This window comes from Anaerotruncus rubiinfantis (assembly GCF_900078395.1).
In the GTDB taxonomy this organism is placed as follows: domain Bacteria; phylum Bacillota; class Clostridia; order Oscillospirales; family Ruminococcaceae; genus Anaerotruncus; species Anaerotruncus rubiinfantis.
In genome coordinates, this window is record NZ_FKLA01000007.1 from 268877 (window position 1) to 289923 (window position 21047).

Here is a 21047-nt window from a genome sequence, read left to right on the forward strand (position 1 = left end):
GAACAAAGGAGACTCGGATGAACAAAAAGATTTCACTCGGCGCGGCGATCGCCTTCACGGTAATCATGGTGGCAATGACCTACTCGGTCACAATGGTCAGCTCAATGGGCAATTTTAACGACAAGGTAAATAACCTGCGGGAACGGGAGTCCTTCTACAGCAAGCTTGCGGAGATCGACAGCATCACCCGCCAGAATTATATCGGTACCATCGACGAATCGCTCCTGATGAATGAGGAGGCCAAAGGTTTTATCGCCGGCTTGGACGATCCTTACGCCGCCTATTACGACGCGGCGGCTTATGACCGGCTGCTGCAGGATTACAGCGGTGACCGGGTGCAGATCGGCATCGTGACCAAGATGAACGAGGAAGGTTATATCGAGGTCACCGAGGTCTATCCGGATTCCCCTGCGCAGGCTGCGGGCATCGAGCCGGGCGATTTGATCGTCAAAATCGACGACACCGATATCACTTCGGACAACTATATCGAGGCGGTCGGGATGCTTAAGGACAAGCCTGGCACCCAGATGACCATCATCCTGCGCAAAGGCGTTGAGGACAGCACCCTCGTGATGACCAGGCGGTTTGTGGAAACCCCGTCTATCTCCACCACAATGCTCGGCGGGAGCATCGGCATGGTCAAAATCAAGGAATTCAACGACAGCACGCCCGACCAGTTCTCCAAAATGGTTGACCGGCTGATCGACGAAGGCGCATACGGCCTTGTTTTCGATGTGCGCGGTGTGAGCAGGGGAACCCTGCGCTCGGTCGCGCAGGTTCTGGATAAGCTGTTGCCGGAAGGCGTGCTTGTCTCCTCGACCGATAAAACCGGTGTGACCACTGTGTTGGAGACCTCGGACGCGCGGCAGGTGGAGCTGCCGATGACGGTGCTCGTAAACGATAAGACCTCCGGCGAGGCGGAGCTTTTCGCAGTTGCGATCAAGGATTATAACAAGGGCAAGATCATTGGCGTGCGCACCGCGGGAAAGGGGACGATGCAGACCATCTTTCCGCTCACCGATGGCAGCGCGATCCGCCTGACCACGGCGCGCTACAACCCGCCGGTCAGCCCGAGCTTTGACAAGGAGGGCGTCACGCCCGACTTTGAGGTGCGCAATACTGACGACGCGCTGGCGGCGGCCGATCCGATGGAATACGACCTGCAGCTCAAAAAAGCGATGGAGGTTATTTCGGTGGCGATGAACGCCGCGGATACTCCGGCGCAGGACGCTTCGGAACCGGAGGAGAGCTCGTCGGCCGCATCAAGCCGGCCTGCATCCTCGTCCTCCGATGTGGATTCGGAAGATGAAGAGGAAAGTTCTTCCAGAAGTTCGGCGTCGTCGGGCCCGGTGGACTCCTCCGCCAGCTCGGCCGTTTCCAGCCGCGCACAAAGCAGTTCTTCCGCTTCCAGCAGCGCGGTTTCATCCGGCAGTGCCTCGGATTTGGCCGGTTCGGAGGCTTCTGGCGGCTGATTTGTACAACAGGAAAAATATGGAAACGCCGGCGGGCATTTTATGCCCGCCGGCGTTGGCATATTTGCGGCATGGTTGGAATATACTGTTCAGGACAAACAAAAAGATAGGATCGGGATGAAAAATTTTGATAAAATGTCAAAACCTGCACTTGACATCTCGGGACGGTTTGACTATAATACTAACCATTGCAACATACGGTGATACCGGAGGTGCTTGCGCACCGGAACAGATTGCTGGCTAGATGGTCGCCATAGGGCGGCCTTCTGTAATATACAAAAGAAAATGTTCTTGTAAAGGGGAATGTGTGGATATGGCGACGGAGCTTTTGATGACGAAAGAGGGCTATGAAGCCCTGAAAAAAGAACTTGACGAGCTGAAAAGCGTCACCAGGGGGGAGATCTCGGAAAAAATCCGGGTGGCACGCGGTTTCGGCGACCTGAGTGAAAACAGCGAGTACGATGAGGCCAAAAATGAACAGGCGGTCGTGGAAGCGCGGATCAAAAAGCTGGAGGACCAGCTCAAAAATGTGAAAATCATCTCGAAGGAGGAAATCGCCACCGACAGGGTGACGGTTGGCTGCCGCATCAAGATTCTGGACCTCGACTACAATGAGGAGATGGAATACCGTATTGCCAGCTCGGTGGAATCGAATGCTTCGGACAACACAATTTCTGACGAATCCCCGGTGGGTAAAGGTCTTATTGGGCACAAGGTGGGCGAGTGTGTGGAAATCCATGCGCCGGCTGCGACTTTCAAGCTCAAGATCCTTGAAATCGGCCTTTGATCACTTTGGATCAATCAAAATTGATATGCGGCGAAATATTTGTGAAAAGCGGGCTTTGCAAAAGCCCGCTTTTTTGGTATAATAATTCCATATGTAAATGTTGCGTAAGGATGTGTAAAAATGAAGAACCCACAGAACAATGAAGTGGAACTGACCCCGGAGGAAGAACAGCAGAAACTTTCCGAAGTGCTGCAGATCCGGCGGGATAAACTTGCCGCGCTGAAAGAGGAGGGCAAGAACCCCTTTGAGATCACCACCTATACCCGTACCGCCTATGCGGATCAGGTTGTTTCTAAATTTGATGAGATGGAAGGCCAGGAGGTTTCGGTCGCGGGGCGCATCATGAATAAACGCGGCATGGGCAAGGCGTCGTTTATCGACATCCGCGACGCCAGCGGCAAGGTGCAGAGTTATGTGCGCCAGGACGCGGTGGGCGAAGAAGCCTATGCCGATTTCAAAAAATGGGATATCGGCGATATTATCGGCCTGACCGGAGAGGTGTTCCGTACCCAGAAAGGCGAAATCTCGATCAAGGCGCACAAGATTGTGCTGCTTTCCAAGTCGCTGCTGCCGCTGCCGGAGAAATGGCACGGCCTGAAGGACACCGAGCTGCGTTACCGCCAGCGGTATGTCGACCTGATCGTCAACCCGGAGGTCAAGGAGACCTTTGTCAAGCGTTCAAAGATCATCACCGCGATTCGCGGCTATCTTGAAAGCAAGGGCTTTCTCGAGGTGGAAACCCCCGTGCTGCACACCATCGCGGGCGGCGCGGCGGCGCGGCCGTTCATCACCCACCACAACGCGCTTGATATTGATATGTATCTGCGCATCGCGCTTGAACTGCATCTCAAACGCCTGATCGTCGGCGGCTTTGACAAGGTCTATGAGATCGGCCGGGTATTCCGCAACGAGGGCATTGACACCCGCCATAACCCGGAATTCACCCTGCTTGAAATCTATGAGGCGTACACCGACTATAACGGCATGATGGACCTTTCCGAAGGCCTGTTCCGTCACTGCGCGCACCAGGTCCTCGGCACCGGGCAGATCCGGTACGGCGATATCGATATTGATCTCGACCGCCCGTTTGAGCGGCTCTCAATGCTCGAAGCGGTCAAGAAGTACAGCGGCGTCGATTTCCGCCAGATCAAAACGCTGGAGGAAGCCCGCGCAGCCGCGAAAGAGCACCACATTGAATACGAGGAACGGCACGGCAAAGGAGATATCCTGAACCTCTTCTTTGAGGAATACTGTGAGGAGCACCTGATCCAGCCAACTTTCATCACCGAGCACCCGGTCGAGATTTCACCGCTTTCCAAGCGCAAACCCTCCGACCCGGAATACACCGAGCGGTTCGAGCTGTTCATCCTGGGCCGTGAGCATGCGAACGCCTTCTCCGAACTCAACGACCCGATCGACCAGCGCGGACGCTTTGAACACCAGGCCGCGATGAAGGCTGCCGGAGACGAGGAGGCATGCGACATCGATGAGGATTTCCTCACCGCGCTCGAATACGGCATGCCGCCGACAGGCGGCATCGGCATTGGCATCGACCGCATGGTGATGCTGCTGACCGACAGTGTTTCGATCCGCGACGTGCTGCTCTTCCCCACGATGAAGCCAATCAAAGATTGATTGCATAGAACAACCGGCCCCAGACGGATGTAGTCCATGGGGAAGGGCGGCTCGCCTTTCCCCATGTGGGCATCGGCTTCGCACCAGAGGAGGATCCAGATGGACGAACTGCAGAAAGAGACAAAAATCCGCGGCAAACGGCACCTTGGGATGATCGTGGTCGGTATTGTCCTATTGGTCCTGTTGGGGCTCGGCTATTACTACACCGCCGGACCGGATACAACCGGGAACGTGGTGCTGGTCGCTGTGCGCGGATACCTTTCTGTGGAGCAGAAGGATGCGCTCACCAGCCAGTTTTTGGGTTATGCGCCGGACGACGCGGACGGCGGAATCAACCTGAAGGTGTATGAATTTCCGGCCGCGCACGGCCAGCCGGGAGAGACCTCGAAACTGTTCGGGGAGCTGCAGAACGAGATCAAAAACGGTACGGCGGATCTGATTCTGCTGGACCGCTATGTTTACGATATGCTCGGGGACGAGCGCCTGTTTGAGGATCTGTCGGCGCTTTATCCGGGAGATCCGGCCCTCAGTGGGAACTTCCTCTATGGAGTCAATGGAAAACCGTTCGCAAAGGCGTCCGGTTTGGAGGAACTGCCGGAGCTCTATCTGGCGCTGCGGAGCGGAAAATTGAATATCGTGAATAAAAATGCACAAAACCTGGAAAAACATGCATACCAGTTGGAGATTTTGAATAATATTGCATTCAGCACCCCTCCTTCTGGATATGTTGCGCAGGGTTTGGACTGAAAAAGTCATACTAACGTGATAGAGCACAAAAGATTTTCGAGAAATCAGCAAAAAAACATCGATTTGACAGCTAGACAAAACGGGAAAAGCAATGTATAATTATTCAAAAAGAAGCAAAGACGGAGGAGTACGCACAGTGATGGGGATTGTTCATGCAAAACCGAAATGCCTGCTTTACATGCAGCCGTTCTTTTCCCATTTGCTTTTGCATTTATGATTACCTATCCATTTTTAATGGGTAGGTATTTTCTTATCCGGATTCTGTAAGGAGGCTCTTATGAACCAACTGCTGATCAAAGGCGCGCGTCTATGCGATCCTTCTCAGGGGATTGACGCGGTCTGCGACCTGAAAATTGAAAATGGCAGGGTTGCGGGGATCGGCGCTCTTGCGGCCGAATCGACCTGCCCGGTGCTTGATGCGGCGGGTCTTATCCTTGCGCCGGGGCTGGTGGATATGCATGTGCATCTGCGCGACCCAGGCTACACCCACAAGGAGGACATTCTCACCGGCTGCGCGGCCGCGGCCGCGGGAGGGGTCACTTCGGTGGCCTGCATGCCGAACACCAACCCGGTCTGCGACTGCCCGGAAGTCATTTCTTATATCAAAAAGAAGGCTGAGAACGCCAAAGCAAAGGTCTACCCCATCGCGGCGGTCACCAAAGGGCTGCAAAGCGGCGAACGCACCGATCTTGCCGCGCTTAAAGCGGCGGGCGCGGCCGGCATTTCGGACGACGGGCGCCCGGTGCAGAACAACCGCCTGCTGCTGGAAGCACTCCGGGAGGCGCAGGAAAAGGGCCTGCTGGTCATTTGCCACGCGGAGGATCTTGATATCACCAACAAAGGTATCATGCACCTTGGAGAAGTCAGCCGGCGGCTGGATGTCCCGGGCGTCGACCGCGCGAGCGAGGACTGCAGCACGGCCGTGGCGATCGCGCTGGCGGCGGCCTCGAATACGGATGTGCACATTGCGCATGTCAGCACGAAAGGCGCTGTGGCGCTGATCCGTGACGCGAAACGGCGCGGCGTGCGGGTGACCTGTGAGACCGGGCCGCACTATTTTACCCTGACCCATGAGATGCTGCTCGGCCGGGATGCCAATTTCCGGATGGCCCCGCCTCTGCGGGAAGAATCCGACCGGCTGGCGATCCTTGAGGGGATCGCGGATGGCACGATCGACTGCATCGTTACCGATCACGCACCGCATGCGAAGGAGGAAAAGCAGAATTTCCTCACGGCGCCCAACGGCGTGACCGGGCTGGAGACCTCGCTGGCGCTGGGTCTCACCCACCTGGTGCGGCCGGGTGTGATCACCCTTTCACGGCTGATTGAGATGATGACCATCGCGCCCGCCAAGCTGCTCAGGATCGAGGCGGGCAGTCTCGCGCCGGGCGCCCCGGCGGATTTTGTGTTGTTTGACCCAGAGGAGCGCTGGACAGTGGACAAGCGCCGGATGCACTCAAAGGCGGAGAACACCTGCTTTAACCGCGCGCAGCTCATTGGGAAAGTAAAGTATACCTATCTGGACGGCAAGCCGTCCTACCGATACACCGACGACGAAAAGGAGCGCTGAAATGAAAAAGCTGATCGAACGGATCATTGAAACAAAAAATCCAACCGTTGTGGGGCTTGACCCGACGCTTTCTTATATCCCGCGGCAGATTCAGGACGAGGCCTTTGCCGAATTCGGTAAAACCCTCCGCGGCGCGGCGCGGGCATATCTCGCTTTCAACAAGGGAATCATCGACGCGGTCTGCGATATTGTACCCGCGGTGAAACCACAGTGCGCCTATTATGAAGCGCTCGGCTGGCACGGCGTAAAATGCCTTGCAAAGACGATTGAATACGCGCGGGAGAAGGGGATGTACGTCATCACCGACGGAAAGCGCAATGACATCGGATCGACCATGCAGGCCTATGCGGCAGCGCACCTCGGGGAGCTTGATATCGACGGCGTCCGATGCACGCCGTTCGGCGCCGACGCGCTGACGGTGAATGGATACCTTGGCACCGACGGCATCCAGCCGCTGGTGGGCGTAATGGCGGGCAACCCGGACAAGGGGATCTTCGTGCTGGTCAAAACCTCAAACCCGTCGTCCGGCGAGCTGCAGGATCAGATGATCGGTGATAAGACAGTCTATGAAACGATGGGGATGATGTGCGAAAAATGGGGCGAGGCCACCTGCAATGCCTATGGTTACTCGCAGGTCGGGGCTGTGGTCGGCGCGACCTGGCCGGCGCAGCTTTCCGAGCTGCGCGCGAAGCTTCCGCACACCTTTTTCCTGGTGCCGGGCTACGGCGCGCAGGGAGGCGGCGCGCAGGATGTGGCCGGCGCGTTCGATCAAAATGGGCTCGGCGCGATCGTGAATTCCTCGCGCGCGATCCTTACCGCCTGGAAAAAAGCCGGCGCCCAAGCGGACTTTGCGCGGGCGGCGCGCGACGAAGCGATCCGGATGCGCAACGACATCACTGCGGCCATTCCGCCGATTGTGGGATAAGGCGGCAGACAAAAAATTGAATCGGGAGATACCGTTTCTGGTAATCAGAAAGATGGAGGCGTTTATGCAGATACTACAGAATCACGACAAGGCTTATCTACTGCTGGCGGACGGCACCGTTTACGAGGGGCTTTCGATGGGCGCCCGGGGCACCACCGTGGGCGAGGTGGTCTTTACCACCGGCATGACCGGCTATCAGGAGACGCTGACCGACCCGAGCTATTTCGGGCAGATCGTCACCCAGACCTTCCCGCTCGTGGGCAACTACGGCGTGAACAGCGAGGACGGCGAATCGTCCAGCTCCTATGTGCGGGGATATATCGTGCGCGAATGGTGCGAGGTCCCGAGCAACTTCCGCTGCGAGCACACGCTCGACTGGTTTTTGAAGGAACATGGGATTGTGGGCATCTATGACATCGACACCCGCGCCCTGACCCGCAAGCTGCGGGAACACGGCGTGATGAACGGGATGATCACCACTGAGGATGTGCATGCCAAAAAGGAAGAACTTCTGAAAACGGTCAACAGCTTTTCGATCAAAAATGCCATCCGCAGCGTTTCGGTCGAAAAACCGGTGAAATACGAATGCGGCGATCCGCAGTTCGAGGTCGCGCTTCTCGACTACGGCTATAAACGCAACATTCGCCGTTCGCTGCTCGCGCGGGGCTGCAACGTAACGGTGCTGCCCTGCCTGACCACCGCCGCGGATATCATAGCGGGCGGCTACGACGGGGTAATGCTCTCGAACGGTCCGGGCGACCCTTCTGAGGATCGGGAGGTCATTGCAAACCTGAAAGAAATCGCGCAGATCGGCCTGCCGGTATTCGGTATCTGCCTGGGGCACCAGCTGATGGCGCTCGCGCAGGGCGCGAAAACCGCCAAGCTCAAGTACGGCCATCGCGGCGGCAACCAGCCGGTTATCAGCCTGGGCTCCGGGCTGACCTATGTCACCAGCCAGAACCACGGCTTTGAGGTGTTGGGAGATACGGTCCCGCAGGAAGTGGGGAAAGTCACCCATCTGAACGCGAATGACCAAAGCTGTGAGGGCGTCTCCTATCTGGACGGCCGGATATTCACCGTGCAGTTCCATCCGGAGGCCTGCGGCGGCCCGAACGACACCGGGCATCTGTTCGACCGGTTCGTCAAACTTATGAAAGCACAGAAAGGCGGGAACTGAGATGCCGTTACGTGAAGATATCAAAAAGGTACTGGTGATCGGTTCCGGCCCGATCGTGATCGGCCAGGCGGCCGAATTCGACTACGCGGGCACCCAGGCGTGCCGTGCGCTGCAGGAGGAAGGCCTGGAGGTCGTCCTTGTCAACTCGAATCCCGCAACCATCATGACCGACAAGGCGATGGCTGACAAGATCTATATCGAGCCGCTGACCCTCGATGTGGTCAAACGGATCATCAAGCAGGAAAAGCCGGACAGCGTGCTTTCGACGCTCGGCGGCCAGACCGGTCTTACCCTTTCGATGCAGCTGGCGAAGGAGGGCTTCCTCGAAAAGCACAACGTCAAGCTGCTCGGCGCGAATCCGGAAACGATCGACAAGGCGGAGGACCGCCAGATCTTCAAGGACACCATGCAGGCGATCAACCAGCCCTGTATCCCGTCAAAGGTGGTTACCACGATCGATGACGCGGTAGCTTTCGCCGGGGAGATCGGCTATCCGGTCATCGTGCGCCCGGCCTTCACGCTCGGCGGCACCGGCGGCGGAATCGCGGCCGACGAACACGAGCTGCGCGAAATCTCGCGCAATGGCCTGCGCCTTTCGCCCATCACCCAGGTGCTGATTGAAAAATGCATTTCTGGATGGAAGGAAATCGAATTCGAGGTCATCCGCGACCGCAAGGGAAACACCATCACCGTCTGTTCGATGGAGAACCTCGACCCGGTCGGCGTGCACACCGGTGACTCGATCGTGGTCGCGCCTGCCGTCACTTTGGCTGACAAAGAGTACCAGATGCTTCGTTCGGCAGCGATCACGATTGTTCGGTCGCTTGGCGTGGAGGGCGGCTGCAACGTCCAGTTCGCGCTGAAACCCGACAGTTTCGAATACGCGGTCATCGAGGTGAATCCCCGGGTTTCGCGTTCGTCCGCGCTCGCGTCCAAGGCGACCGGCTATCCGATCGCGAAGGTCGCGGCCAAAATTGCGATCGGCTACACCCTCGACGAAATTATCAATGCTGTCACAGGCAAGACCTATGCCTGTTTTGAGCCGACCATCGACTATATTGTCGTCAAATTCCCGAAATGGCCGTTTGATAAATTTGTCTACGGCAAACGGACGCTCGGCACCCAGATGAAGGCGACCGGAGAAGTCATGGCCATCGGTACCTCGTTTGAACAGGCGATGATGAAGGCGGTCCGCTCAATCGAGCTTGGGCTCGACACCCTGGATTACAAAAAGCTGAAGGACAAAACCGACGATGAGATTGTCGCGCTGCTGCATAACTGCGACGATGAGCGGATCTTTGTGGTCTACGAGGCGCTTGTGCGCGGTATCCCGGCTGAAACGATCCATGGAATCACCATGATTGACCACTGGTTCCTGGCGAAGCTCAAAAACCTCGTCGATCTCGAATCCTATCTGGCGGACGGCCCGCTCACCGAGCAGAAATATAAAATTGCCAAGAAGTACGGTTTCCTTGATAAGACGGCGGAAAAGCTTTCCGGGTGCAAAATTGATCCTGCCTGGAAACGCTTCGCCTCCTACAAGATGGTCGACACTTGCGCGGCGGAATTTTCGGCTGAAACGCCGTATTTCTACTCGACCTACGATCAGGAGAACGAAGCGGCGGAATTCCTCCAGCATCACCCCACCGGCAAGAAAAAGGTGTTGGTGATCGGCTCCGGACCGATCCGCATTGGCCAGGGCATCGAGTTCGACTACTGCTCGGTACACTGCGTCTGGGCGCTTAAGGAGGAGGGTTACGAGGCGATTATCGCCAACAACAACCCCGAAACCGTTTCTACTGACTTTGACACCTCCGACCGGCTCTATTTTGACCCGCTGACCCCGGAGGACATCGACAACCTTATTGAAACCGAAAAGCCGTGGGGCGTTGTGGTGCAGTTCGGCGGCCAGACCGCCATTAAGCTGACCAAGCACCTGGTGGAAAAGGGTGTGAACATCCTCGGCACCAGCGCGGACAGCATCGATGCCGCGGAGGACCGTGAGCGGTTCGATCAGGTGCTGGAGCGGTGCGGTATCCCGCGTCCGGCGGGGCATACGGTCATGAACACCGAGGAGGCGCTCGCGGCCGCGAACAGCCTCGGTTATCCGGTGTTGCTGCGGCCGTCCTACGTGCTTGGCGGCCAGAACATGATCATCGCCTATTCCGATGCGGACGTGACCGAATACATGGGGATCATCATGTCCCACAACATCGAGAACCCGGTGCTCATCGATAAATACATGATGGGCAAGGAGATTGAGGTCGACGCGATCTGCGACGGCCAGGATTACCTGATCCCGGGCATCATGGAGCACATTGAGCGCGCGGGCGTGCATTCGGGCGATTCAATCTCGGTCTATCCGGCGCAGACCCTTTCGCAGAAGATCAAGGCGACCCTCATCGATTACACCGGCCGGCTCGCGCGGGAGCTCAAGGTGGTGGGTCTTGTAAATATCCAGTATGTCATCTACAACAACGAGGTCTACGTCATCGAGGTCAACCCGCGCTCCTCGCGCACCGTCCCATATATCTCCAAAGTGACCGGCGTGCCGATGGTGGACATCGCAACCAAGCTGCTGCTCGGGCACAAACTTTGTGAGATGGGCTATGGTTCCGGCCTCTATCCGGAGGGCGACTACGTTGCGGTTAAGGTTCCGGTTTTCTCCTTCGAAAAGCTGCATGACGTGGACACCGCGCTCGGGCCCGAGATGAAATCCACCGGCGAGGTGCTCGGTATCGCCAAAACCTTTGAGGAAGCACTGCTCAAAGGGCTGGTCGCCGCGGGTTATAAGCTCAAGAGAACTGCTGAAAATGGCGGCGTGCTGCTCACCGTTAAGGATTCCGACCAGCAGGAGATGATCCCGCTTGCTGAGAAATTTGAGAAATTGGGCTTCACTCTTTATGCGACGCCGGGCTGCGCATCGGTGCTCAACCGCCATATGATCGCCACGAATGTAGTGCGCAAAATGGACGGCGATCATCCGCATGTGATGGATCTGGTCGAAAGCGGAAAGCTCGATTATATCGTCTCGACTTCCGCCAAAGGCCGTATGCCCGCGCGTCATTCGGTGCAGATGCGCCGCAAGGCGGTCGAGCTTTCGATCCCCTGCCTGACCTCGCTCGATACGGCCAACGCGCTCGCCAACTGCCTGATGATGAAAAAGACGATCGACGACGTGGATCTGGTGGACATTGTGAAGATTTAGCGCCTGCCCGGCGCGGGGTGCGCCCTTCGCGCGCCGACGAGGTACTTTCTTGCTTGCCCAAGAAAGTACCCAAAGAAGGGCATTCAAGGGGACCCCTGCGGCCCCCTTGAAAATCCCCCAGCCCAGCGCCTTGCAGACAAGACGAAGCCTGCCGCGCTCACCGCGCGGGACATATTTTCGCGCTCGGCGCGAAAATGCGCTGCGCGCAAAGCGGACAAACGGATTATAAAAGGGCGGAAAGCACTTTGGTGCTTTCCGCCCTTGTCTGTATCGCTGCAAAACGGGAAGGAAAAGGCAAGCGCGGGCCGCAGGCCCGTTCATCTTGACGCTTGCGTTTTTCGGAACGTTTTGCTATTCATCGTCTTTACGCATATGGTCGAGCGCGTAGCGGCAGCATTGCAGCACGAGCATGTTGAAGGAAACGTCCTCCCGCTGCGCGACCTCGCTGAGCTCCGCGAAGAGCTTTTCGGTGAAACGGATGGTGCGCGGCATATTCGCTTTGAGAAAATCCGAGCTTACCTCAAACATGCTGTCACTCCGGCCTTCGTTGTTGTCTGCTGCCATTATACCGGTATTCTGGCATGAAAAATATAACCGCATTTGGTTGCAAATGCGGTTATATTTTTTGGAGGATGCTTGTGCTATACTACAGGCACTCCGGTTCGTCTCCCTGATGGACTGAAGAAAAGAACCGCATGCAGGGTACCCCCTCGGCATGCGGTTCTACTTTTTTCCTATTGACAAATGATATAACTGTATATATAATATAGATACAGTTAAAACGATGGAGGCGGTCAATTGAACATCATCATCTCAAACGCATCCGCGCGGCCGCTTTATGAGCAGATTGAGGAGCAGATCAAAAATGAAATCCTCGCGGGAAATCTCACGCAGGGCGAGCCGTTGCCCTCGATCCGCTATCTCGCGCGAGAGCTCAAGGTGAGCATTATCACAACAAAGCGCGCCTACGACGATCTGGAGGCGGACGGCTTTCTCACCACCACACCGGGGAAAGGGACCTTTGTCTCGCTCGCAAACCTGGACCGGCTGCGCGAAGTGGCCATGAGCCAGATTGAAGCGAAGCTGTCCGAAGCGGTGGACGCCGCCAAATCGATCGGCCTGCGCCTGGAAGAGCTGCAGGAGATCACCGAAACACTATTCAGGGAGGAAACATAAACCATGAATGTGATTGAAATCAGCGCTCTGCGCAAAACCTTTCCCAAAAGCCGCTTTACCCTCAGCCTGCCGGAATTCGCGGTGGAGGAAGGATATGTCACCGGCTTCATTGGGGAAAACGGCGCGGGCAAGACCACCACGCTCAAATTGATCATGGATATGATCTACGCGGATGAAGGCGCCGTCACGGTATTTGGGCTCGACTCCCATCGGGATGGGAAAAAAATCCGGGAACAGATCAGTTATATTGGGGAACAGCCCGGTTATCTTGACCAGGCAAAGCTTAAAAACATCAAAAAGATGGTCGCTCCGTTTTACTCCGATTGGGAGGAATCCGCGTTTGAAAACTATGCGAAACGGTTCTCGCTCGATTTGAATAAGAAGTATAAAGACCTTTCCAAAGGCAAACAGAAACAGTTTGCGCTGGCGGTTGCACTCAGCCATCATCCGCGTCTGCTCCTGATGGATGAACCCACCGCAAACCTCGACCCGCTGGTGCGGCAGGAGATTCTCGACATCCTTGCGGACGAGATGCAGCGGGAAGGCGTGACTGTTTTCTTTTCCACCCATATCACCTCCGACCTCGACAAAATCGCGGACTATGTGCATTTTCTGCACGGCGGCAGGCTGATCCTTTCCCAGGACAAAGACAGCCTGATTGAATCGCACCGGGTGGTGAAGGCCCGCATCGAACTGCTCACCCCGGAAATTGAGCGAAATATGATCGATGTGGAGCGGTCTGACTTTGGGTTCCGGGGGCTGTGCGACTGCCCGCGGAAAATCCATGAGCTGCTTGGGGACGAAGCCATTTATGAAAAACCCACGATCGAAGATATCTTTATCAATTACACGAAAATGGAAAGGGGGAAGTCCTGATGGGAAATGTGCAAAAGCTTGTCAAAATGGACTTTCTCAAACTTTTGAGCCTTGGAAAGGTTTTGGTCCTGTATCTGCTGTTCCTGCTGGTATTTGCGGCGGACATGCGGATGATCTCATTCGGCTATATGATCTTTCTGTACATGGGCGTGTACGGCCCAATGTCCTACGATGAGGCGAGCAAGGGCAATTACCTGCTGGGAACCCTGCCGGTCAGCCGCAAACAGGTCGTGCAGGCGAAATACCTCTATGCCCTGGCCGTCCTGCTGGCGGCGCATCTCCTGATCGGGCTCATCAACCTGGTGATCGGACTGTTCCCGGTTTCACAGAAGCTGGAAAGCGCCATGGGCGCGCTGCCGGTCCTGTTTCTGCTCGGCGCGGTCTTTGCCGCGGTTGTCCTGCCGCTGGTGCTTTATCTCGGCGTCATGAAGGCCCGCTGGTGGGTTATGGGACTTTATATGCTCGCTTTTATGGGCGGCGGCACCGTATTGGCCCTCTCAACCGGTTTCGGCGTGTCGGGTCCGCCGCGATCCGCGTCGCTCTATCTGGTTTCGGCAGGGCTGCTCATTGCTTCCTATTTCGTGGCTCTGCGGCTCTATTCCCGCCGCCAATTCACTGAATAAACAAAAAAACATCCCCCGGCCTTGGCCGGGGGATGTTTTCAGTTTACACGCGAGATTCCGAAGCTGTTTGCCAGCCCGTCAATGGGCACCTTATCCCGGCAGGCCGGGCATTCGCTGTGGGAAAAGACCGCGAAATCGGGAAGGTCGGCGGCGGAAAACAGGTGCTGCACCGGGATACCGTCAATCTCGTCGATCGAGGAGAAAATAGCGGCTACGCCGATGATGTTGCCGCCGTAATATTTAGCGCATTCGACCAGCCTGCGGATGGTGCGGCCGGTGGTGACGGTGGTGATGAGCAGAAGCAGGTTGTGACCATTCACCTTTGGCTGGAGGTTATCACGGAAAATCATCTGGCCGTTCGGGTCGGATTCGGGTGTGACGATGTGGATATCCTTCATGCGGTTCATCGAGAGCATCTCATTTTTGGAGAGGCGCTGCGCAAGGAAGGCGGCAATCACCTCGCTGCCGTCCATGCAGAGGATGGTGTCGACCGGCCGGTCATAGACATAAATTTCCGCGAGCGCGATGCCCGCCTCACGGGCCATCATGTGATCATGCTGCATGTTGGTGACGTCTATGTAGTAGTTGACGTGGCAATGACGCTTCACAAAATGCCCGGGGACCGCGCTGATTTCCAGCGCCGGGTTGTTGGTTGAACGCAGAATCACCGAAGAACCAGTCATAGCGAAAGCCTCCCATCTGTCGGTAAAATCATCCCGTGGTCATCTTCTTGTATTTGTATTATACCATATCGCACAAATATTTTCAACAAATAGATCTGATTTTAAACATGATATATTGTTTATGCGGATGTTCATCGAACCGAAATTTTCTGCCGGTAGTCGCTCCCGCAGGGCTGTACGGTTGGGAGCCCAAGGGTATATAGATCGGCAGCGCTTGCTTCGAGTTTTGCGAACCGTTCGCAGTCCCCGCCCAGCGCCTCCAGCTTCGCAAGCGAATGGGATACCGGCAGCATGGCGGCTTTTGCCGCCGAGAGAATTTCCAGTCCGCGCTTGTTGAAGGAGAGCACCCGCAGATAGGGTACCGGCGTGCGCATCAGCTGCGCATCCACCCGCAGGTAGGCGTTCCAGATGAGCCGGCGGATGCGGGAAAGCGGGTAGCGCTTGGTCTTGACGAGCGAAAGCAGTTCATCGAGCGAGACCGCGTTTTTTACCGCGTCGCGGAGCCGGTTGTCAAGTCCCTCGCCGGAGATGTCGGGCAGCGCTGCAAAGGCTTCGGGCTCCATCGCACGAAGTGCGGAAAGAACAGCGGTGTTGAGGCTGTGGGAACCGAATGGCGCGAGCCCCGCAGCCGCAGCCGAACGATAGACCGCAAACGCCGCTTGAGGTACGAATGGGGCGATCGCCTCGATCCCCTCGAGATCGAGCAGATTGCGCAGATGGGAAGCCGCGGCAATCCTGCCGCTTGGAGCCTGCGCGTCGTGCGCCGCCCCGGTGCGCATTACGGTAAACGGAGAGAGCTTCAGCCCCTGCATACCGATCTGCACGAGGTATTCGACCGCGAGCGTGTTGTTTGGGGATTCGAGCACGCCGGCCACTTCCGGGCCGTAAAGTGTCTCAACCGCTTTCTGGCGCGCGCGGGCGTAGGTGATGCCGTCAGCGAGCAGGTTTTTGGTATATTCGTCGCAGTAGGGTGAGGAAACCGCTTCGGCGGCCTTCACCAGCAGGTCGATGTCGCCGCATTCGCTTCCAAACGAAAGTACATCCACGCAGCCCAGCCCGCCAAGCACCTGAAGCGCCCCGCAGGCAAAACGTTCGGCGGTGGCCATCGCATAGGGGAGCGGCAGCTCGAGCACAAGGTCGGCGCCGCAGGCGGCGGCGGCGTTGGCGCGTACGTGCTTTGGCGCGCAGGCAGGCCCGCCGCGCTGGATGAAGTTCCCGCTCATCACAGCGACGATATGGGTTGCCCCGGCGGCGCGGGTGGCTTCGATCTGGTGGGCGTGTCCGTTGTGAAACGGGTTGTATTCCGCAACAATTCCTGCAATAATCGCATCTTTCATGAAAAACACCTGTCTAAATTGCATTTTTTTACAACGCGCACTTGAATTTTTGATTATAGTGTAATAATATATAAACGTATGTGAAGCTGTCAAGCATATTCAACAAAAGGTGAAGGAGCAAACAAAAAATGAAGGTACTGGTTATCAACGCAGGCAGTTCGTCGCTCAAATATCAGCTCATCGATATGACCGATGAAAGCGTGCTTGCAAAAGGCAACTGCGAACGGATCGGCGCGGGCGGCCACATTGGCCACAAGACTGCGGACGGCCGCAAAATCGACCGGGATGTCGATTTCCCGACCCACAAGGAAGCGTTTCTCGAGCTGGTCAAAACCCTGACCGAAGGCGAAGGCAAGGTCATCGACACGGTGAAGGAGATTTCCGCGGTCGGACACCGCGTCCTGCACGGCAGCGAGAAATACAAAACTTCCACCCTGATCACCGATCAGGTCATCGACGACATCTTCTCGTTCTCGGAGCTTGGCCCGCTGCACAACCCGCCGCAGGCCACCGCGATGAAGGCCTGCCAGGAAGTATTCGGCAAAGAGACTCCGATGGTCGCGATCTTCGACACCTCGTTCCATCAGACCATGCCGCCAAAGGCCTACATGTTCGGCGTCCCGTATGAATATTATGAGAAATACAGCATTCGCCGTTATGGCTTCCACGGCACCAGCCACCGTTTCGTCAGCAAACGGTATTTTGAAGTTTCCGGCAGCCCGGTCAAGGGCAGCCGTATCATCACCTGTCATCTCGGCAATGGTTCTTCGCTTGCCGCGATCCAAGACGGGGCGGTTGTCGACACCTCGATGGGCTTCACCCCGCTTGACGGCTTCATCATGGGCACCAGAAGCGGCGGCATCGATCCGTCGGTTGTGACCTACCTGATGAACAAGGAGCACCTGACCCCGGATCAGATGTCCGACCTGATGAATAAAAAATCCGGCTTCCTGGGCCTGTCCGGCATCTCGAGCGACATGCGCGACCTTTCCGACGCCGCGGATAAGGGCAACGAACGCGCGGTCCTCACGCTCGATATGTTCGCATATCAGATCAAGAAATTCATCGGTGGCTATATGGCTGCGATGAACGGCCTTGACGCGCTTGTATTCACCGGCGGTATCGGTGAAAATTCCGCCCGTGCACGCTGGATGATCTGCCGCGAGATGGAAGCGCTCGGCATCAAGATCGATGATGAAAAAAATCCTGCATGCTCCGGCAAGGAAGCGGAAGTCAGCGCTCCGGACAGCAAGGTCAAGATCTGGGTGCTCCCGACCAATGAAGAACTGCTGATCGCGCGCGATACCAAAGAGCTTGTCGGCCTGAAATAAGCCGATTCAGATGAAAAGACAGCCATTCGCTTACAGGCGGATGGCTTCTTTCAAATCACTTGCAAGGGGAGTTGCGGGATGAAAGACAAAAATGGGCGGGAACTGAAAATTATCGATGCGCACGCGCATATTTTCCCGCAGAAGATCGCTGAAAAAGCGACCAAAAATATCGGCAATTTTTATGGCATTTCGATGAAGCATACCGGCCTTTCGCATCTGCTCATCGAAAGCGGCGAGAAGATCGGCGTGAGCCGTTATCTGGTCTGTTCGACCGCGACCAAGCCGGAACAGGTCGAGATGATCAACAATTTTGTCGCTGAAAAATGCCGGGTGCATCCGGAGTTTTTCGGCTTTGGTACCATGCACCCCGGCTATGGAAATATGGAGACAGAGATCGAACGGGTCAAAGAGCTCGGCCTGCATGGGATCAAGCTGCATCCTGATTTTCAGGAATTCAACATCGATGACCCGGCCGCGCTTCCAATGTATGAAGCAATCGCAGCGTCGGGCCTGCCGATCCTGTTCCACACGGGCGATAAATTCCGCCCCTATTCGGCGCCGCACCGGCTTGCGGCGATTGCGCGGCAATTTCCAAAGCTCACCTGCATTGCGGCGCACTTCGGCGGATACAATAACTGGAACGAAGCGGCCGGGTGTCTTTATGATTGCCCCAACGTATACTTTGATACGTCCAGCACGCTGTTCGCGCTCGACCCGGCGCGTGCCGTTGGCATGATCGATCACTTCGGCGACGACCGCTTTCTGTTCGGCACCGATTTCCCCATGTGGGATCATGTGCAGGAATTGGAAAGGTTTCTCAATCTGAATCTTTCCGATGAGCGCAGCGACAAGATTCTGTATCAGAATTTTGAAAAGCTTTTTAAAATTCAAATATAATGTGCGCCTGTCCGGCGTTTTCTCCTTGTCCAGCAGTGCGCGATAGCGCAATCGCTGCCGAAGGGCAGCGATCCAAAAAGGCCAGCGGCGAAAGCCGCTGGCCTTTTATTTGATACGTTCCTTTTTATAAGGCCCGTCCACTTCAAACGGGATATTGTTCTTTGCCAGAAAATCCCCGATCGCTGTATCGAGCAGGCGGGACAGCGGAAGGCCGCTGTCGATGGAATAATTGTAAATTGCTTTATAAATCCCCTTGTCAACGGTAGTCGACAGGCGTTTCCGATATTTCAAATCATCCATTCCCATTCATATCACCTCACGTAACTATTATAAAAGATCATGAACTTGATTAATACTTAGTTAAGTGATACAATGTATGCGTTACGTAACATACTATTAAGGAGGAATCAGCATGAAAACCTACACCGTCGAACTCGACGACAACGATGCGGTCGTCTTTGAACGCGCAGTCGCGGACTATGACCTCACCACCGAGCAGTTCATTTCTATGATGCTCAAGCTGAGCATCATGCAGGCACATCTGCTCAAGGGCCTGCCGGGCAGGCTTGATATTACGAAGGGCCTTTGAAAATCCCTTCGAACAGCTCCACAATTGCCAGTTTCGGCTTGAACAGCGGCTCGTTGTTGAGCTCCAGGATTTCTCCCATCTCCGCTGATTCATCCAGAAACTCCCGGGTTTCTGCATTTGCGGCCGGCACGCAGATCGGCGGGTACATCACGCACCACCAGTTTTTGCCGTTTCCGCTTCCGATGGTCACGCGCACCGCATCGTAATTTCCCGCCGGCAGGAACAGCTGCTCATACTGCCGGGTCGTAAAATACATATTGCACAGTTCCACCCGAACCGGCGCATCCACCCCACAGGCCGCAAGTTCCGCCTCGGCGGCGGCTTTGATCTCATCGAGATGTGCTTTTGCAGTTTTTTTCGCATCCTGTTGACTGTGGGGTCCGGCGAATACATCGCCTACATCCGCCAGAATCCGGTCGCGCACCCGCAGCTTGACCGCCTGGTCGGCCTCCCGGTCGGAATCCGCCATAATATGTAAACGCACCACGTCCGAACGCACCAGCGTACATTCCTGTCCGAACACGGCGATATTCGCGAGCAGCACCGAAACCGCAACGCCAAGCAGCACCGCGAGATCGAGCTTGCTGATCAGAGCCATCCGCTTCATAAAAAAATCCTCCCAACTTTCGTTGAGAGGATTTTTGACTTGTTTTTTTGGTTTTAATCATCGCTGGGCGGGAGTTCTTCCAGATCATACGGCGTGACCTGGTAGACGTAGTAGTTCAGCCAGTTGCAGAACAGCAGGTTCGCATGGCCGCGCCAGGTATAAGGAGGCGTTTTCGACGGGTCGTTGTCCGGGAAGTAATTTTCCGGAATACCGATTGGTAAGCCTTTTTTGAGATCGCGGAAATATTCATTTGCCAGTGTATCCCGGTCATATTCCGAATGGCCAGTGATGAAAAACTGCCTGCCATCCCGGCGGCCCACCATGTAAATTCCCGATTTATCGGAACTGGCAAGGATTTCAAGCTCCGGGATCTTTGCAATGTCCCGCCGCTTGACGGTGGTGTGCCGGGAATGGGGCACAAAGAAAAGTTCATCGAACCCGCGGGTGATCGGGTGGTTTTCAACCAGCAGCCGGTGCTGGAAGATCCCGAACATCTTCTCATCAAGCGGATATTTATGGACTCCATAGTGATAGTAAAGCCCCGCCTGCGCGCCCCAGCAGATGTGCAGGGTGGACCAGACGTTCGATTTGCTCCATTCCATAATGGTGCAGAGCTCTTCCCAGTAGTCGACCTCTTCAAAAGCCATCTGTTCGACCGGCGCGCCGGTGATGATCATCCCATCGAAGCGCTCATCCTTGATCTCGTCAAAAGTCTTATAGAATTTAAAGAGATGCTCGGACGGGGTATTTTTTGAGGTATGGGATTTGGTCTGCAAAAGTTCAATATCGACCTGGATCGGCGAGTTACTCAAAAGACGGAGCAATTGTGTTTCGGTTTCGATCTTCTTGGGCATCAGGTTGAGGATCACAATGCGCAGCGGACGGATGTCCTGATGCAGAGCGCGATACTCGGTCATGACGAAGATATTCTCATTTTCGAGGATCTTTGAAGCGGGCAGGCTGTCAGGAATCTTAATCGGCATTGTGGTACCACCTTTAGTTAAAATAGAGTAGTCACCATTTTAACCTAAAACGCCGGGAAAATCAAGGAATTCAGCGCCCTCGCGGGCATTCGTCGGGATTCATCAAAATTGGTGTCGCATTTTCGGTAAAGAGGTCAAGAAAAAAGTTTAAAAAAGGTGTTGACAAATTCTTTCAGCCGTGATATTATAACTAAGCTGTCTCGTGAGCGCGGCGCCAAAAACCGCCAAGAGCCGGCAAGCAGCACCTTGAAAAATGAACAACGAGAGAAAGAACAGAAGCTTGTAGATTGGCTCTGAGAGCCGGTTTATGGGCAGAAGTAACCCTTGAAAATTTTTTTGAGTACACTCATGGAAACGTGAGCGTACAAACGCGAAAAGCGAAACCAGCAAAGGTAACTTGGCTGGGTCACACTTTGTGAAGTGA

At 55.6% G+C, this 21047-nt stretch carries 20 protein-coding genes; 14 read left to right on the forward strand and 6 right to left on the reverse strand.

Features of this window, described 5'->3' with window-relative positions; translation table 11 throughout:
• Nucleotides 1–17 precede the first annotated feature (17 nt).
• From BN4275_RS02185 to carB, 8 genes are all read left to right on the forward strand, one after another.
• Complete coding sequence (locus tag BN4275_RS02185) at nucleotides 18–1472, forward strand: S41 family peptidase (RefSeq protein WP_066453159.1); 1455 nt, start codon at nucleotides 18–20, stop codon at nucleotides 1470–1472.
• Between the two features lie 313 nt (nucleotides 1473–1785).
• Nucleotides 1786–2259 carry a transcription elongation factor GreA gene (greA, locus tag BN4275_RS02190; RefSeq protein ID WP_066453162.1) on the forward strand — a complete coding sequence of 158 codons (474 nt, stop codon included), beginning with the start codon at nucleotides 1786–1788 and terminating at the stop codon, nucleotides 2257–2259.
• A 120-nt stretch (nucleotides 2260–2379) separates the two neighbouring features.
• Nucleotides 2380–3894, forward strand: coding sequence for a lysine--tRNA ligase (lysS, locus tag BN4275_RS02195; protein ID WP_066453164.1), 1515 nt, complete (start codon nucleotides 2380–2382; stop codon nucleotides 3892–3894).
• 99 nt (nucleotides 3895–3993) lie between these two features.
• Nucleotides 3994–4641, forward strand: a complete 648-nt coding sequence (locus BN4275_RS02200) for a hypothetical protein (RefSeq protein WP_066453167.1) — start codon at nucleotides 3994–3996, stop codon at nucleotides 4639–4641.
• 277 nt (nucleotides 4642–4918) lie between these two features.
• The gene (locus BN4275_RS02205; RefSeq protein WP_066453170.1) at nucleotides 4919–6211 is read left to right on the forward strand and encodes a dihydroorotase; all 1293 of its coding nucleotides are present in this window, start codon (nucleotides 4919–4921) and stop codon (nucleotides 6209–6211) included.
• Nucleotide 6212: 1 nt separating this feature from the next.
• Nucleotides 6213–7136, forward strand: a complete 924-nt coding sequence (gene pyrF, locus BN4275_RS02210; RefSeq protein ID WP_066453174.1) for an orotidine-5'-phosphate decarboxylase — start codon at nucleotides 6213–6215, stop codon at nucleotides 7134–7136.
• Nucleotides 7137–7200: 64 nt separating this feature from the next.
• The gene (locus BN4275_RS02215; RefSeq protein WP_066453177.1) at nucleotides 7201–8313 is read left to right on the forward strand and encodes a carbamoyl phosphate synthase small subunit; all 1113 of its coding nucleotides are present in this window, start codon (nucleotides 7201–7203) and stop codon (nucleotides 8311–8313) included.
• 1 nt (nucleotide 8314) lies between these two features.
• On the forward strand, nucleotides 8315–11521 hold the full coding sequence (gene carB, locus BN4275_RS02220) for a carbamoyl-phosphate synthase large subunit (RefSeq protein WP_066453181.1): 3207 nt from the start codon (nucleotides 8315–8317) through the stop codon (nucleotides 11519–11521).
• A gap of 351 nt (nucleotides 11522–11872) precedes the next feature.
• On the opposite strand, the gene BN4275_RS17135 is transcribed toward carB, so the two are convergent.
• Nucleotides 11873–12049 carry a hypothetical protein gene (locus BN4275_RS17135; RefSeq protein WP_158572929.1) on the reverse strand — a complete coding sequence of 59 codons (177 nt, stop codon included), beginning with the start codon at nucleotides 12047–12049 and terminating at the stop codon, nucleotides 11873–11875.
• Nucleotides 12050–12319: 270 nt separating this feature from the next.
• Between BN4275_RS17135 and BN4275_RS02225 the strand changes: the two genes are divergently transcribed.
• Genes BN4275_RS02225 through BN4275_RS02235 form a run of 3 tightly spaced genes read left to right on the forward strand, consistent with a single transcriptional unit; the run spans nucleotide 12320 to nucleotide 14196 of the window.
• Entirely contained in the window at nucleotides 12320–12697 is a 378-nt protein-coding gene (locus BN4275_RS02225; RefSeq protein WP_066453185.1) for a GntR family transcriptional regulator, read from the forward strand.
• Between the two features lie 3 nt (nucleotides 12698–12700).
• Nucleotides 12701–13573: an ABC transporter ATP-binding protein gene (locus tag BN4275_RS02230; RefSeq protein ID WP_066453188.1), complete on the forward strand. Its 873-nt coding sequence runs from the start codon at nucleotides 12701–12703 to the stop codon at nucleotides 13571–13573.
• Nucleotides 13573–14196, forward strand: coding sequence for an ABC-2 transporter permease (locus BN4275_RS02235; protein WP_066453190.1), 624 nt, complete (start codon nucleotides 13573–13575; stop codon nucleotides 14194–14196). The genes BN4275_RS02230 and BN4275_RS02235 overlap by 1 nt, the downstream gene beginning before the upstream one ends.
• Nucleotides 14197–14234: 38 nt before the next feature.
• Here BN4275_RS02235 and BN4275_RS02240 read toward each other — a convergent pair whose 3' ends face one another.
• Both BN4275_RS02240 and BN4275_RS02245 read right to left on the reverse strand, forming a co-directional pair.
• Nucleotides 14235–14879 carry an orotate phosphoribosyltransferase gene (locus BN4275_RS02240; protein ID WP_066453191.1) on the reverse strand — a complete coding sequence of 215 codons (645 nt, stop codon included), beginning with the start codon at nucleotides 14877–14879 and terminating at the stop codon, nucleotides 14235–14237.
• Between the two features lie 131 nt (nucleotides 14880–15010).
• The gene (locus BN4275_RS02245; protein ID WP_066453195.1) at nucleotides 15011–16216 is read right to left on the reverse strand and encodes a tRNA(Met) cytidine acetate ligase; all 1206 of its coding nucleotides are present in this window, start codon (nucleotides 16214–16216) and stop codon (nucleotides 15011–15013) included.
• 128 nt (nucleotides 16217–16344) lie between these two features.
• Between BN4275_RS02245 and BN4275_RS02250 the strand changes: the two genes are divergently transcribed.
• Together BN4275_RS02250 and BN4275_RS02255 are read left to right on the forward strand one after the other, a co-directional pair.
• Nucleotides 16345–17547: an acetate/propionate family kinase gene (locus tag BN4275_RS02250; protein WP_066453200.1), complete on the forward strand. Its 1203-nt coding sequence runs from the start codon at nucleotides 16345–16347 to the stop codon at nucleotides 17545–17547.
• A gap of 78 nt (nucleotides 17548–17625) precedes the next feature.
• Nucleotides 17626–18444 carry an amidohydrolase family protein gene (locus BN4275_RS02255; RefSeq protein WP_066453203.1) on the forward strand — a complete coding sequence of 273 codons (819 nt, stop codon included), beginning with the start codon at nucleotides 17626–17628 and terminating at the stop codon, nucleotides 18442–18444.
• Nucleotides 18445–18549: 105 nt separating this feature from the next.
• Here BN4275_RS02255 and BN4275_RS02260 read toward each other — a convergent pair whose 3' ends face one another.
• Nucleotides 18550–18744: a CopG family transcriptional regulator gene (locus tag BN4275_RS02260; protein ID WP_147349478.1), complete on the reverse strand. Its 195-nt coding sequence runs from the start codon at nucleotides 18742–18744 to the stop codon at nucleotides 18550–18552.
• 112 nt (nucleotides 18745–18856) lie between these two features.
• Here BN4275_RS02260 and BN4275_RS17140 point away from each other — a divergent pair, with 112 nt between their 5' ends.
• A complete protein-coding gene (locus BN4275_RS17140) occupies nucleotides 18857–19033 on the forward strand; it encodes a hypothetical protein (RefSeq protein WP_154018794.1) in 177 nt (58 codons plus the stop codon).
• Here BN4275_RS17140 and BN4275_RS02265 read toward each other — a convergent pair.
• Both BN4275_RS02265 and metA read right to left on the reverse strand, forming a co-directional pair.
• On the reverse strand, nucleotides 19017–19640 hold the full coding sequence (locus tag BN4275_RS02265) for a stage II sporulation protein R (RefSeq protein WP_066453208.1): 624 nt from the start codon (nucleotides 19638–19640) through the stop codon (nucleotides 19017–19019). The two genes, BN4275_RS17140 and BN4275_RS02265, sit on opposite strands and share 17 nt — an antisense overlap.
• A 53-nt stretch (nucleotides 19641–19693) precedes the next feature.
• Nucleotides 19694–20623 carry a homoserine O-acetyltransferase MetA gene (metA, locus tag BN4275_RS02270; RefSeq protein ID WP_066453211.1) on the reverse strand — a complete coding sequence of 310 codons (930 nt, stop codon included), beginning with the start codon at nucleotides 20621–20623 and terminating at the stop codon, nucleotides 19694–19696.
• Nucleotides 20624–21047 lie beyond the last annotated feature (424 nt).